This window comes from Variovorax rhizosphaerae (assembly GCF_037889975.1).
GTDB lineage: Bacteria > Pseudomonadota > Gammaproteobacteria > Burkholderiales > Burkholderiaceae_C > Variovorax > Variovorax rhizosphaerae.
Map to the genome: position 1 here is coordinate 80,821 of NZ_JBBKZT010000015.1, position 14,058 is coordinate 94,878.

A 14,058-nucleotide genomic window follows, 5' to 3' on the forward strand; every position below is an offset into this window, starting at 1 on the left:
CTTCCCGATGGACAAAAAATCAGACCGCCCCCTTCGCGTGCAGGCGATTTCGTGCCAGTTCGCGCTGGAGAGCCTCGGCCCGCGTCTGCGGCTCGCTCGCCAGCAACGCCACATCGCGCGCATGCTGCCTGTCCTCCATCGACAGCACGCGCACCGGCTTGCGATCCAACGGAGAACGCCACTTCGATCCTGCCGGTGCGGGCCGCAGCGTCTTGCGCCACGCTGCCTGCTCCGACGCCCTAGTCATGTCGGCATGGTGGCCCGCAGGTTCGATCAGCGCCTCGTCCTCCTGCCGCAGCCGGTCCGCGACGACCTGGGCGCGCACATCTGCCAACATGTCGATGCCCGAGCGCGCGAGCTGGTAACTCTTCCACGATGCCTTGTCCAAGATGGCGGGCGCCATGTGCGTCGGCTCTATGCCGTTGGCCCTGAGCCATTCGTCACGTCGGCGGACACCTTCGGCATCGAGCAGGACGGTGAAGCCCGCGATGAATGCGTCGGACCGCCAAAGCGCCTTCATTCGCGCGGCGTGCTGCCGCTCGGCCCGCTGCGCGAGGGGCTGCTGCTTGGCTCGCCCGAGCCGATCTTTCGGATCGATGAAATCGGCCAGGCGGCGTCCGCCATGGCACCAGCAAAAGGCCCGCCCCGGTGCGACGGCATGCCCGCATTGAATGCCCAGCCTGGTCGTGGCGCCGCATCGCACGCGGTTCACAAAGGCTTCGGCCTGGGCTGTGCGTCGAGCGGCCTCGTACTGCTCGCGGACATCTGGATCACTGAAATCGGGGCTGGGCATGCGAACTCCTGAAGGGCTCAACATATTCGCGCACTTCATCAGGCAACCGCAACAAGCATGGGCGACCGACGCCGGGGATCACTAACATGCAACTTTCAGCGAGTTGATGCACCACGATTTCCAGGCAGGCGCTGTTCCGTCATAGATCTCATGTGTACACAACGACGACCCAGCCCACAATGCACGGCGACTCGGCGCACGCGAAGTAATTGTTCCTTGACTGGAAGTGGATGCCCTCACAGACTGGCCCGCTGGAGGATGAACATGAACTATTCTCGAATCTTGGCAATGGGCGTTCTTGCTCTGCCCATGGCCACAGCTCATGCGCAGGTGAACCCTTGGATTGAAATTGCGGAAAGAATTGGGTTGGATTCCTTTTGCAGGGCAAGTTTCGTTGCTGGCACCATCCCGAATCTGAGGCCTGCGAGCCAAGATGAGCGATTCGCGCTCAATCTTCGGTGTGAGGCCAAGGGCGGCAAGGATGAGATGACTAAGAAAAGTTGCTGCGAGCATCTCACAGTCAACGACGCAAAGAACATTGGCGTCTGTCCCGATAACCCAGTGAACGTAGTGGTCCCAATTCGCGAGGCCTTCAAACTTGTGGTGAAGTGCTGACCCGCTTTTTGGAGCGGACTTCGTGCAGGCAAGTGACCATTTCACCCCCGGCCCCTGGCATCGCGTGATGGACTACGTTAACATGGGCGCTGACACGACCTCGGCGTTGGCGTGGTGACAGTTGCCCGCGCGTGGCCCATTCCTGACCAGCACTGGGCCGTGGCCAACGCCAACGCGCAGCTGATGGCCGCGCCGCCCACCATGTTGGCGGTGCTTCGCGCCGCGCTGACGCGCACGACAAGGGCAATGTGCTGCCCTGGGAAGCCATGCGTGCCGCGGTCCATCAGGCGACCGACATCAAGATGCCTGGAGACTTCTACCTGGAGCTCGATGGCGATGACGGAGATGGCGGGGACAACGCGGTTGAGCTGAGGTCGGATCGTGGTCTATAGGGGTACCGTCCTGCCTCTGCGGAGGAGCGAATAGGACCACGGTGCACTGAGGCGCAGCAGCGCGCTCACTGCTTCCGGGCAAGAACCCAGGCAAATCTCTGTGGGTCTTCGCGCAATAGAAATGCCCTGATGGCATCACGCTTCACCTTATCAGCCCGCTGGAAAATTCTCTTCAGTTCAGAGTCGATGGACTTCTGCGTGGCTCCGCGCACTTCGCCCTTGGCGTACCAGGTGCGCGCATCATCGAAGTTACCCAGCTCCATGTGCACGGCGCCAAGCAAAGTACACGGACGAAAATCGCCGGGCCGGTATTCGTGCCCTTCTTCCCCAAGTTGACGCGCTTCGTCGAGACGACCGAGGTCGCGCATCGCGCCACCGCGCGTGGTGCACACCGCGGACTGGAGCTTGGGGTGTTTGACCGGGTGGGCGCCGATGGCATCGAGCAACTCGAGCGCATCTTCGGATTGGCCGCATCTGCGGTAATGGCCGCTGGCATTGACCGCGTTCCACGGGTCGCCTGTGCGCTTGAACTTTTCAGCAAAAAACTCGGCCTCAAGCTGGTGAAACGCGCTTTCCAGCGCAGCGGTGAAATGCTCTTGGGCTACGGTGGTTAGCCATATGTAGTCGTCCTCCGCCATACGACGGCCAGAATCGACCTTTTCGAGAATGGCCATAAGCCGGGGATAAGCTCGCTGATCGATGAAGTGCATCCCGTACTTGGCACGTAGTGCCCTGCTCTTCATCTTGGCGATGTACTTGGGATCGTTCTCAAGGGCCTCACGTGCGGCCTTCGCAGCCTCAAGCCGTCGTCCGTTTTCGGCCTCCCATTCCGCTTCCCGAGCCGAGCGCGCAGCCTCAGCGGCTCGTTGCTTCTCCACGGCGACCCGTTCACGAGTTTGCTTCGCAGACTGCGCGGCGGCAACGAACTCTTCGTAGTTGATCTGGGCCGTGGCGAAGCGATGCAGATCGAGGAGGTCCTTACCCGCCAAGTATTTCAAGGATACGGACGACAACGGCTGTCCGAGATACATGCTTTCAAGAATCTTGCTAAGACTCGTTGACGGAATCGTCGCGCCCGGAATGTCGCTCACACAAAAGTACTCGGCGATTTTTTGGAGGAAGTTGCTGGTCATGGGCTATAGCTTGCTCTATCGCCTTTATGGTAGCGAATCAACACCCCGCGCTTGGGCACGCCCGACAACCCGGCACTTCCCAGTCGGCGGCAGACGAACTCCGCATGCTTAGGCGACGTAAGGCGCCTGGCGATCAAAACGGTACGATTGCGTCAAAGCGCCCCCGCCAGCCTCATGTCATTTCCACAAGAACGAATCCACGGCGCCCTCTACGGCGCCCTCATCGGCGACGCCTTGGGCGTGCCCTACGAATTCCACGAGCCTGAGAACCTGCCGCCCAAGCACCTGCTGGAGATGCAGCCACCGGCGGGCTTTCGTCGTGCGCATGCCGGCGTGCCGCCTGGCACCTGGAGCGATGACGGCGCGCTGATGCTCGCGCTCCTCGACAGCCTCACCACCGTCAAGCCCTTCTCGGTGGACGACTTCGCTCAGCGCATGCTCGCCTGGCGCCGCGATGGCAAGTACACGCCCGACGGAGTCGTGTTCGATGTCGGCATCCAAACGAGCCTCGCGCTGCGGCGCATCGAGAGCGGCATCGCAGCAAATGATGCCGGCTCTGCGGGAGAGCGCGACAACGGCAATGGCGCGCTGATGCGCGTGCTGCCTGTGGCGTTCATGGCGACCTCGGATGCCGAGGCTGTGGGCCTCGCGCGCGTGCAGGGGCTACCCACCCATGGGCACCTGTGGTCGCAGCTCTCCTGCGCCCTCTACGTGCTCGTGGCGCGCGAGTTGCTCGTCGGGCAGTCGTTCAACGCCGCGTATGAGCGGGCGGGCGCCGCGCTGCCCGCGTTCCTCAAGCCTGATGAGGCTCAGGTCTTCAGCACGCTGCTCGCAGGGCGGGCGCCTGGTCGTGGCAGCGGATTCGTGCTCGACTCGCTGTGGTCCGCGTTCGATTGCATTGAATCGACGGCCTCGTTTGAGGACGCCGTGCGCAGCGCCATCGCTCTGGGCCATGACACTGACACCACGGCTTGCATTGCCGGCGGGCTGGCTGGCGCTCTGTACGGGCTCGGCGGAATTCCTGGTCGATGGCTGGGCGAGCTGCACGGGCACCAGTTTGTGAAAGAGCTGCTCGCGCAAGCACCGTGCACCCCGCACCCACCCTAACCCGCGCGCTATAAATGGCTATGCCTCCGAGACGCACGTGACGTCGCGACCTCGCCACTCAGAACTCGCTCTCTGGTATGGCCTGCGAGGTCATATTGCCGAACTGCACCTTGTAGAGCGTCAAGGTCACGCTGCTTGACGTAGTACCGCGATCATCGGCAAATTGCTTCAGAGCGAACGGCTCGGTTTTGGAGGTTGCTCCCGTACTCAAGTCTCTGTAGCGAACGTCGTAGTCGCCGGCAGAGAGGCTGCGCGCGGTGAATTTTCCGAAGGCCGGGATGAAGATATGACGCACTCTCCCACTGCCTTTGCTCCTGCCGTCGGCGCGCAAATCGACAACTTTCACATAGGCGTTCGAGTTCATTTGGCTGTTGTCAATCGTCAGCGTTGAAAGCCCGTTGTTGTTCAACTGCCTGAAGCCAGGCAAGTACCCCGCCGATGTCGGCCAACGTTGACCATTCGGCGTTCGAGGATCGCCTGCCGCTTTGGCGGTGGCTGCGAAAATCTCACCGTCACCGAGCCCACGATCTCGCGAGCGAGTTGAGACGGGCAATGTCTGGGTCGCGACCTTCGGACTTGCGGATAGGGACGCCTCTCGTGGCGTCTGGGGTGACTGACGTGTCACTGGGGTGGCGGGCGCTTGCGTTGCTACGACCGCACGCACTACGTGCTGCTCGGGCTGCGTAGGGAATGACGACGCCAGCAACACCATGACAAAAATGAACGACGCCAAGCCGCCGAGCATGTAGAGGGCGGTGAGGTCATTGGGTTGCGACGGTTTGAGGCTTGATTTCCCGGCGGCGTGTGAAGGAGAGGGATTGAAGTCGCTGGAATGCGGGGTTCCACGCGCAGCGCGTGCGGCGTTCGCGGCTAGCACCTGCTCAGAGGCTTGAGCATTCAATTTTTCCTGTGAAGTAATCCAAGCGTCATGTGCCGCCCGTTTGTTCGGATCAGATAGCTCAGCGTAGGCGGCATTGAAGATGGCCATCACGCGGGCCGCTTCGGCGCTGCCCGGGTTCTTGTCGGGGTGGTGCTTTTGGCTCAGCGCACGGTAGGCGGCGCGAATGACTTCCGCGGGCGCGTTCCGCGCCACTTTGAGGTTGTCATAGTGGGTATGAACTTTGAGAATCACTTTTCGCGAGCGTGGAAGCGCACGGTTCCATCATTCGCTGGACAGAATGCGCTCGAAGAACGCAGCTCAGACAGGAAGAGTGTCGGCGCGAGGAGCTGCGTGAAGCTCGGGCCGATACGAGCCCACCTCAAGCTGAGGTGTGGATCGGGCGTGCGCAGCGAGGCGCTGCGGCTCAGCACAATTTTAGTCGCGCGGGTCTCGTCCACGAGGGGAGACCGGAGGATATGGAATGCATGCGTGAACTAGTTCCACCCAGTCCCCGTCCCTCGGTCCTGAGCCCAGCGGCACCTCCTTTGGGAACCTGCTGTTTCACTGGCCAAAGCTAAGATCGGTTGCACTGAAGCCTCTCCTCACATGCTCGAAACAACCAAAAAGACCCTCTGGGCCACCGCCGACAAGCTGCGCGCCAACATGGACGCCGCGGAGTACAAGCACCTGGTGCTCGGCCTCATCTTCGTCAAGTACATCTCCGACACCTTTGCAGCCCGTCGGGCCGAACTCACGCGCCGCTTCGGCGATAGCACCGACCCCTACCACCTGCCCGACGCCACCGATGATTTGATCGAGGCCGAGCTCGAAGACCGCGATTACTACAAGGAGGTCAACGTCTTCTGGGTGCCCGAGGCTGCGCGCTGGGAGAGCATCCGGGCCGCCGCGAAACAGCCCGACATCGGCAAGCGCATCGACGAGGCGCTATCGCTTGTCGAGGTCGAGAACCCCAAGCTCAAGGGCATCCTGGACAAGCGTTTCGCGCGAGCGCTGTTGCCTGACGGCAAGCTGGGCGAACTGGTTGATCTGGTCTCCACCATTGGCTTCGGCCAGGACGCCGCGCAGGCCCGCGACGTGCTCGGCGAGGTGTATGAATATTTTCTCGGCATGTTCGCCAGCGCCGAAGGCAAGCGCGGCGGCCAGTTCTATACGCCGCGCAGCATCGTCAAGACACTGGTCGCCGTGCTCGCGCCGCATCACGGCAAGGTCTACGACCCATGCTGTGGATCCGGTGGCATGTTCGTGCAGAGCGAGGAGTTCATCGAAGCCCATGGCGGCAAGCTGGGTGATGTGTCGATCTATGGACAGGAAGCCAACCCGACCACTTGGCGCCTGGCAGCCATGAACCTCGCGATTCGAGGCATCGAGTTCAACCTGGGTCGTGAGCCTGCTGACACCTTCGTGCGCGACCAGCACCCTGACCTGCGGGCCGACTTCATCCTCGCCAACCCGCCGTTCAACGTCAGCGATTGGTGGCACGCGAGCTTGACTGGCGACGCGCGCTGGCACTATGGCGATCCGCCGCAGGGCAACGCCAACTACGCATGGCTTCAGCACATGCTGCACCACCTGAAGCCCACGGGCCGGGCGGGCATCGTGCTTGCCAATGGCTCAATGAGTTCGAGTCAGAACAGCGAGGGCGAAATCCGCAGTGCGATGGTAGACGCCGACGTGGTCGAAGTCATGGTCGCGCTGCCGAGCCAACTCTTCTTCAACACGCAGATTCCGGCTTGCCTGTGGTTCCTTGTCAAAGAGAAGCGCGCGCGAAAGGGGGAGGTGCTTTTCATTGATGCCCGCAAACTTGCGACCATGATCAGCCGAGTGCAGTGTGAGTTGACCGACGCCGTCATCAATCGCATCGGCACCACGGTGGCGGCTTGGCGTGGTGAGGCAGGCGCCGGTGGCTATGAGGATATGGCCGGGTACTGCCGCAGCGTGCCGCTGGCCGAGATCGGCGAGCACGGGCATGTGCTGACTCCGGGTCGCTACGTGGGCGCGGAAGAGGTCGAAGACAACGACGAAGATTTCGCCGAAAAGATGCAGAAGCTCACGGAGAAATTGGGCGAGCAGATGGCCAAGGGGGCTGAACTAGACCAACTGATCCGGCAGAAGCTCGGGGGCATTGGGTATGAATTCTGAGTGGACCAAATCCACGCTTGGTGAGTTCGTGCGCCTTCAACGAGGCCACGACCTGACCGCGTCAGAACAAATGTGCGGTAGCGTCCCGGTCATGGGTTCAGCAGGTCCGAACGGTACACATAGTGAGGCACGAGCAAAAGGCCCCGGGGTGGTGATCGGACGGAGCGGTGCATCGATTGGCCGAGTTCATTACTCAGACGTTGACTTTTGGCCGCACAACACATGCTTGTACGTCACCGACTTCATGGGCAACAGTCCTTTGTTCTCGTTCTACCTGTTGCAGACGCTGAACCTCGCTGCCTTCAACTCTGGCAGTGCGCAGCCATCTTTGAACCGCAACTTTATTTACGCGATTCCGGTATTCGTTCCGGGCAGGCAAGAGCAGGACAACATCGTTGAACTCCTTCGCGCGCTCGATGACCGCATCACCCTCTTGCGCGAAACGAACGCCACCCTTGAGGCCATCGCGCAGGCGCTGTTCAAATCGTGGTTCGTTGACTTCGATCCGGTATATGCGAAGCAGCAAGGCATCGCACCCGTGGGGATGGATGAAGCGACGGCGGCGCTATTTCCGGGCAGCTTTGAGAGCACGGAGTGGGGGCCGTCGCCGACGGGTTGGCACATCAAGACGCTGGGCGAGGTGTGCTCCGTCACCATTGGGGGACTTTGGGGCAAGGACGACGCCGACTCAGACCTAGTTCAGGCTATCAGTTTACGTGGCGTTGATCTTGAACAACTGCGCTCGGATGGATTTGCCAAGGATGCACCCCTACGTTGGGCGAAACCTGCTGCCATCGAGAAACGAAGACTGTCAGAGAGTGAGGTCTTGGTGGCATCCTCAGGGGCCGGACCATGCGGGCGGCCCTTGTGGGCAGGGGGCGGCTTTGAAGCCATCTATCAGAAGCCCGTCATGTTCTCGAACTTCGTGAAGCGCCTCGAATGCCGAACCTCGGCAATGGCGATATACGTTGATCGCCTCTTGGCCGACATGCGGGAGAGCAAGGAGATTTGGAACTACATCAATGGAACGTCGGTTCCAAACTTGGACGACAAGCTTCTGTTGGAAACCAAGAGGATCGCATTTCCCAGTCATGAGTTGCTGCTGGGGTTTGAGGATTTTGTACGGGCGATCTATCGGAAAAGGTATTCGCAGGAAGTGAGAACGCTCGTCACGCTCCGAGACACCTTGCTCCCCCGTCTGATCTCTGGCCAATTGCGCATCCCCGATGCAGAAGCCCTTCTTCAGTAGGAACACCAATGACCGAAGACCAGCTCGAACAAGAAGCCCTCGGCTGGCTCACCGACGTGGGCTACACCCACGTCTACGGTCCCGACATAGCGCCTGACGGCACGTCTCCCGAGCGCCCCGACTATCGTCAGGTCGTACTTGTGGAGCGCCTTCGCATCTCCATTGCTGACCTCAATCCCGCCGTTCCGCCCGCCGCGCGCGACGACGCTCTCAAGCAAGTGCTTGACCTCGGCATCCCGGCGCTTCTGCCGGCCAACCGACGTTTTCATCAGCTCCTCGTCACGGGCGTCCCGGTGGAGTTCCAAAAGGATGGCGACACGCGCGGCGACTTCGTGAAGCTCATCGACTGGACCGCGCCCGCACGCAACGAGTGGCTCGCGGTCAACCAGTTCAGAATTCAGGGCCCGCAACGTCCTCGCCGCCCCGACATCATCCTGTTCGTCAACGGCTTGCCACTCGTGCTGATCGAGCTGAAAAACCCGGCTGACCTCAAGGCGGACATCTGGAAGGCATACGACCAAATCCAGACGTACAAGGAACAGACGCCAGACGTGTTCCAGTACAACGAGGTGCTCGTCATTTCCGATGGCACCGAGGCACTGCTGGGCTCACTCTCTGCGGACCGTGAACGCTTCATGGCGTGGCGCACGATAGACGGCGTCACCCTCGACCCACTGGGCCAGTTCAACGAATTGCAGACGCTAGTGCGAGGCGTCCTGGCCCCGGCTTACCTGTTGGACTACCTGCGTTTCTTCGTCCTCTTCGAGGACGACGGCAAGCTCGTCAAAAAGATCGCTGGCTATCACCAGTTCCACGCCGTGCGTGCAGCTATCGCACAGGTGATTGCAGCATCGCGGCCAGACGGTGTGGCGTCCACCAAGGGCAAGGGCGGCGTCGTCTGGCACACCCAGGGCAGCGGCAAGAGCATCACGATGACGTGCTTTGCGGCGCGCGTGATGCAGGAAGCCGCAATGGAAAATCCCACCATCGTCGTCATCACGGATCGCAACGACCTCGATGGGCAGTTGTTCGGGGTATTCTCGTTGGCGCAGGACCTGTTACGCGAACAACCCGTGCAGGCAACGACGCGGCAAGACCTTCGCGCAAAGCTTGGCAACCGACCTTCCGGGGGCATCGTCTTCGCCACCATCCAGAAGTTCATGCCCGGCGTGGACGAGGACACATTCCCGGTCCTTTCTGATCGGCACAACATCGTCGTCTTGGCCGACGAAGCGCACCGCACGCAATACGGGTTCGAGGCCAAGCTCAAGACGGTCAAGCAGCGCGCCACGCCTGCGACAGTCACGGTGTTGTCCACGGGTTCGGGTGATCCAGCCACGCACGGCGTGGCCTTCGCGCCGCCGCCCTCGACCATCGAGCGATACCAGGTCGGCTACGCCCAGCACCTTCGCGATGCACTGCCCAATGCGACCTTCGTCGCGTTCACTGGCACCCCGGTCTCCAGCGAGGACCGCGACACCCGCGCCGTGTTCGGGGACTACATCCATGTCTACGACATGCAGCAGGCGCGCGAAGACGGTGCCACCGTTGCGATCTACTATGAGTCGCGGCTCGCCAAGCTGGGGCTGAAGGACGAGTTGGCCGACATCGACGCCGAGGTCGATGAACTCGCCGAGGACGAGGAAGACAGCGAACAGGCCAAGCTCAAAAGTCGGTGGGCGGCACTCGAAAAGGTCGTGGGCGCCGAGCCTCGCATCGCCAGCGTGGCGGCAGACCTGGTGGCGCACTTCGAGGAACGCAGCAAGGCCCAGACCGGCAAGGCCATGGTCGTCGGCATGAGCCGCGATATCTGCGTTCATCTCTACGACGAGATCGTCAGGTTGCGCCCGGACTGGCACGACACCGATCCTGAAAAGGGCGCCGTCAAGATCGTGATGACCGGCTCGGCCAGCGACAAGGCGCTGCTGCGCCCGCACATCTACAGCGGCCAAGTCAAGAAGCGGCTGGAGAAGCGTTTTAAGGACCCCGCCGATCCCTTGCACATGGTGCTCGTGCGCGACATGTGGCTGACGGGCTTCGATGCCCCCTGCGTGCATACCCTTTACATCGACAAGCCGATGAAGGGCCACAACCTGATGCAGGCCATCGCCCGGGTCAACCGCGTCTTCCGCGATAAGCAAGGCGGCCTGGTCGTCGATTACATCGGTATCGCGAATGAACTGAAATCGGCATTGAAGGAGTACACGGCGAGCAACGGGCGCGGGCGGCCAACGGTCGATGCCCACGAAGCCTACAGCGTGCTGGCCGAAAAGCTCGACGTGCTGCGTGCCATGTTGCACGGATTTGACTACAGCAACTTCATGACCGGAGGCCATAAGGCGATGGCAGGCGCCGCCGATCATGTTCTTGGCATCAAGGACGGCAAGCAACGTTTCGCGGACACGGCCCTCGCTATGAGCAAGGCGTTCACGTTGTGCTGCACGCTCGATGAAGCCAAGGCAGTCCGCGAGGAAGTGGCTTACTTCCAGGCCGTTAAGGTGATGCTGACCAAGCGCGACATCACGAAAAAACGTCGCACCGATGAGGAACGCGAACTCGCGATCCGGCAGATCATCAACTCGGCGGTGGTCTCCGATCAGGTGGTCGATGTGTTCGATGCGGTGGGCCTCGACAAACCGAACATCGGCATCCTCGACGATGCCTTTCTTGCGGAGGTGCGGAACCTGCCCGAGCGCAACCTCGCCGTCGAGCTGCTGGAGCGATTGCTCGAAGGCGAAATCAAAAGCCGGTTCGCCAGCAACGTGGTGCAGGAAAAGAAGTTCTCCGACATGCTGGCCAACGTCGTGCAGCGGTATCAAAACCGATCCATCGAAGCCGCGCAGGTGATGGAAGAGTTGATCCAGATGGCCAAGAAATTCCGCGAGGCCGCCGGGCGTGGTGAAGCTCTGGGGCTGAGCGAGGACGAGGTGCGTTTCTACGACGCGCTCGCCAACAATGAGTCGGCGGTGCGTGAACTGACCGATGAAACGTTGAAGCTGATCGCCAGCGAGCTGGCTGCCAACCTTCGCGCCAACATGACCGTCGATTGGTCAGCGCGTGAGAGCGTTCAGGCAAAACTCAGACTGATGGTCAAACGGATATTGCGCAAGTACAAGTACCCGCCTGATCAGCAGGAAGGCGCGGTTGACCTGGTGCTGCAGCAGGCGAAGGCGCTGGGTGAGGCTTGGGCATAGAAACACGGAACGCCCCCCGGTACGAAGCGCGACGGCAATCACGACGGCGCCCTCTGCGAGCTAACGTGAAATAGTGCACGGAGTACTTCGCTCAACTATTGCCGTGTGCGACCGAAAGGGTCGGTAAAATTCATGCTGTGGTGCAGCAATAGCGCAGCGCCCTCATCCCTCCAAGGACGTACACCGATGAATTCACCAGCCCCGGCCTATAGGCCCACGTAACAGCCTCCAAGGGATCACGGGAAGCTGGTCGTGACCGCCAGCATGCGGACTAGCCCGGATCCCCAATACAAGAGAAGACGCGTCCACTGACCTGCAACTGCTCAAGAGCTTTTCGGGTTAGGTGTGCGGCGCGCAGCAAGGCATGCTGGCAAATTAATTTCTAGGATGGTTCCAATGGTTTCGACGTTCACTCGTTGGTCAAGATCACTGGGTGCAGCGGGCCTCGCGCTTGGTCTCGCCGCTTGTGGAAGTAGCGGCATGAAGTCCACGCTTGAGACACAAGTCAAAGAATGGGCCTCCGTCGCCGGGGGTGGGATGTGCAACAAAATATCCAACTTCAAAACAATTCGGTTTGAAGCAGGAAAAGCTTCCCGGAATTCGGCTGAGGAACTACCTTCCCCGGTCGATGCTGGCTACGGGGAATACAGTTACGACTGCTACATCGAGGGCATTGGCACGCGAAGTGGGCAAACCGCTGCGGCATTCCTTCTTGCCCACAATGGCAAGCTCTCTGGGTGGATTGGCGACGAAGGCAGGGCTAAAGCGTCGGCGCAATGGTCTAGGTTTGTGAGCGATGGGGCGCACGCTACAAAGCCGGCGGCGGTCTCTTCGCCGGAACCTGCACCAACGGTTGTGGCGACGCCGGCCCAAGTAGACGCGCCCTCGATTGCCAAAGCTCCGGTCGCTTCGGAGGTTGCTCCGCAAACGGTGTCGCAGCGGAGTGCTGCCGAAGAAAAGGTCGCAGCACCGCTCGATTCGATTGTTCGCTCAGAGCCATCGCAGGCATCTCCAAGCTTTCCATGCGATGGAAAGTTGACCAAACATGAGTCCATGATTTGTTCATCGCCGGCGCTCGCCGCGGCAGATTCTGAGTTGGCCCGTGCGTATGGCCGCGCGTTGGCACAGGCGTCAAATCCAGAAGAACTGAGGGCGGAGCAACGGACTTGGAGAAGGCGTAGAGACCTTTGCGGTGACGCAGCATGTATCGAGGAAAGCTATTCTTTGAGAATTGGCGCTCTCAGGAGCATGTAGTGTGCCATCGCGATCTGTAGGTCTAGCTCGATACAAAAATCCCATGGTGCAGCTTTAACGAAACGAGCCTTGACGCTTCCGAGGATGACCACCGATGAATCCAGCAGCCATGCCAGAAGGTCCAGGTGACGGCCTTTAGAGACGACCCAACGAAGCCCATGCGGATCACGCCGCCGGTCACTGACTACCGCGCGCCGACACCGAGAGACCTACAACTTCTCAAGGAGCAATTCGGTCTCACGGCCTATGAAATGGCGCGCCTTTTCGCCGTGCAGCCCGAGCAGTGGCGCAAGCACACGGGTGGTCAGTCGCCGCGCGAGATCAGCGCGACGCGAGCGTTCTTCATGGCGGCATTCCAGGTGCTCAGCGATGAAGAGATCGAGCGCGTCGTGGCGTACATGGCGAGCTTCGGTGCGCGCTGGAACATGGACGCTGAACCACCGCCGCGGCCCGAGCCGCGCTACCGCCAGCGCAACGAAGCCTCCTAGCGGCGCCAGCTCGCTCGATGGCGAGTACTCGATTGGCTTTAAAGCACCTGGTGGTTGCTTGGAGCCACTCCGCACAGATCAGGCATTGGCGCAAGAAAAATGTTGCGTGTCCGATTTGGCTTCGAGGAGACACTGCGAAATCCGACGCACTCGCATGGCACGGCGTTGCCCGCGCCTACTGAAGCCGCGCCTTGCGCGCCTGCACCTGCGCCAGCGCCTCGCGCAGCTCCTCGCTCGTGCGCTCGGCGAGGGCGCTGCGTGAGCCCTTGCCGCCGCGCCTGGGCACGATGACCTTCGATGGCTTGAAGTGCTCAAGGACCGCCTTGGCAGCGCGCACGCGCGCCGCACCCGTGGCGTTCGGGTCCTCGGCAATGTCCTGTAGCGTGTCGATCATGGCCCGCTCGCGCCGGCGTTTCTCGGCCATGGGCAGGTAGGACTGAGGGACAGGGGCGACAGGGGCGGTCATGGCAGGGGCTGGGGCTTGCCGCCCTCGCAGGGCACGGACTCCTTGCCATCGGATGGCGGGGCGCCGGCAGGGTTGGGCTCAGGCGCAGGCTGCCCGCCCTCCTGCGGCACGGGCTTGGGCTCCTCGACATGGAAGGGCCACGGGCGGTTTGGGGTGGTCACGCCGGCATTGTTGCGTCGGGCGTCGGCGGCGTCCACCTGGTGAGTGGCACGGACGCGAATTTCCCCAATGGCTCGATTTCTCAAGCAGGCCCGATGAGAAATCGACAGCGCGCGCCGGATGGCCCCCCGGTGGCGGGTGCGGGCTCATGCGGCGCGAGGCCGGCGT

General features: G+C 61.4%; 12 protein-coding genes. 7 read left to right on the forward strand and 5 right to left on the reverse strand.

What is annotated here, in order from left to right; translation table 11 throughout:
- Positions 1 to 19: 19 nt before the first annotated feature.
- Positions 20 to 793, reverse strand: a complete 774-nt coding sequence (locus WKW82_RS27705; protein WP_340345799.1) for a hypothetical protein — start codon at positions 791 to 793, stop codon at positions 20 to 22.
- 264 nt (positions 794 to 1,057) lie between these two features.
- Between WKW82_RS27705 and WKW82_RS27710 the strand changes: the two genes are divergently transcribed.
- Positions 1,058 to 1,408, forward strand: a complete 351-nt coding sequence (locus WKW82_RS27710; RefSeq protein ID WP_340345800.1) for a hypothetical protein — start codon at positions 1,058 to 1,060, stop codon at positions 1,406 to 1,408.
- Positions 1,409 to 1,865: 457 nt separating this feature from the next.
- On the opposite strand, the gene WKW82_RS27715 is transcribed toward WKW82_RS27710, so the two are convergent.
- Positions 1,866 to 2,933, reverse strand: a complete 1,068-nt coding sequence (locus WKW82_RS27715; protein WP_340345801.1) for a tetratricopeptide repeat protein — start codon at positions 2,931 to 2,933, stop codon at positions 1,866 to 1,868.
- A 51-nt stretch (positions 2,934 to 2,984) separates the two neighbouring features.
- Between WKW82_RS27715 and WKW82_RS27720 the strand changes: the two genes are divergently transcribed.
- Positions 2,985 to 4,040: an ADP-ribosylglycohydrolase family protein gene (locus WKW82_RS27720; protein ID WP_340345802.1), complete on the forward strand. Its 1,056-nt coding sequence runs from the start codon at positions 2,985 to 2,987 to the stop codon at positions 4,038 to 4,040.
- Positions 4,041 to 4,098: 58 nt separating this feature from the next.
- Here the strand turns inward: WKW82_RS27720 and WKW82_RS27725 are convergent, their stop codons facing one another.
- Entirely contained in the window at positions 4,099 to 5,172 is a 1,074-nt protein-coding gene (locus WKW82_RS27725) for a J domain-containing protein (RefSeq protein ID WP_340345804.1), read from the reverse strand.
- A gap of 354 nt (positions 5,173 to 5,526) precedes the next feature.
- Between WKW82_RS27725 and WKW82_RS27730 the strand changes: the two genes are divergently transcribed.
- The 5 genes from WKW82_RS27730 to WKW82_RS27750 all read left to right on the forward strand — a co-directional run bounded on the left by WKW82_RS27730 (position 5,527) and on the right by WKW82_RS27750 (position 13,265).
- Entirely contained in the window at positions 5,527 to 7,080 is a 1,554-nt protein-coding gene (locus WKW82_RS27730; protein ID WP_340345806.1) for a class I SAM-dependent DNA methyltransferase, read from the forward strand.
- A complete protein-coding gene (locus WKW82_RS27735; protein ID WP_340345807.1) occupies positions 7,070 to 8,329 on the forward strand; it encodes a restriction endonuclease subunit S in 1,260 nt (419 codons plus the stop codon). Before WKW82_RS27730 ends, WKW82_RS27735 begins: the two co-directional genes overlap by 11 nt.
- An 8-nt stretch (positions 8,330 to 8,337) precedes the next feature.
- Positions 8,338 to 11,523, forward strand: a complete 3,186-nt coding sequence (locus tag WKW82_RS27740; protein ID WP_340345809.1) for a type I restriction endonuclease subunit R — start codon at positions 8,338 to 8,340, stop codon at positions 11,521 to 11,523.
- A gap of 480 nt (positions 11,524 to 12,003) precedes the next feature.
- Positions 12,004 to 12,777, forward strand: a complete 774-nt coding sequence (locus tag WKW82_RS27745) for a lysozyme inhibitor LprI family protein (RefSeq protein WP_340345810.1) — start codon at positions 12,004 to 12,006, stop codon at positions 12,775 to 12,777.
- A gap of 251 nt (positions 12,778 to 13,028) precedes the next feature.
- Positions 13,029 to 13,265 (forward strand): hypothetical protein, encoded by a 237-nt coding sequence (locus tag WKW82_RS27750; protein ID WP_340345811.1) that lies wholly within the window; start codon positions 13,029 to 13,031, stop codon positions 13,263 to 13,265.
- 175 nt (positions 13,266 to 13,440) lie between these two features.
- Here WKW82_RS27750 and WKW82_RS27755 read toward each other — a convergent pair whose 3' ends face one another.
- Positions 13,441 to 13,731, reverse strand: a complete 291-nt coding sequence (locus WKW82_RS27755; RefSeq protein WP_340345812.1) for a hypothetical protein — start codon at positions 13,729 to 13,731, stop codon at positions 13,441 to 13,443.
- The gene (locus WKW82_RS27760; protein ID WP_340345813.1) at positions 13,728 to 13,892 is read right to left on the reverse strand and encodes a hypothetical protein; all 165 of its coding nucleotides are present in this window, start codon (positions 13,890 to 13,892) and stop codon (positions 13,728 to 13,730) included. Before WKW82_RS27760 ends, WKW82_RS27755 begins: the two co-directional genes overlap by 4 nt.
- Positions 13,893 to 14,058 lie beyond the last annotated feature (166 nt).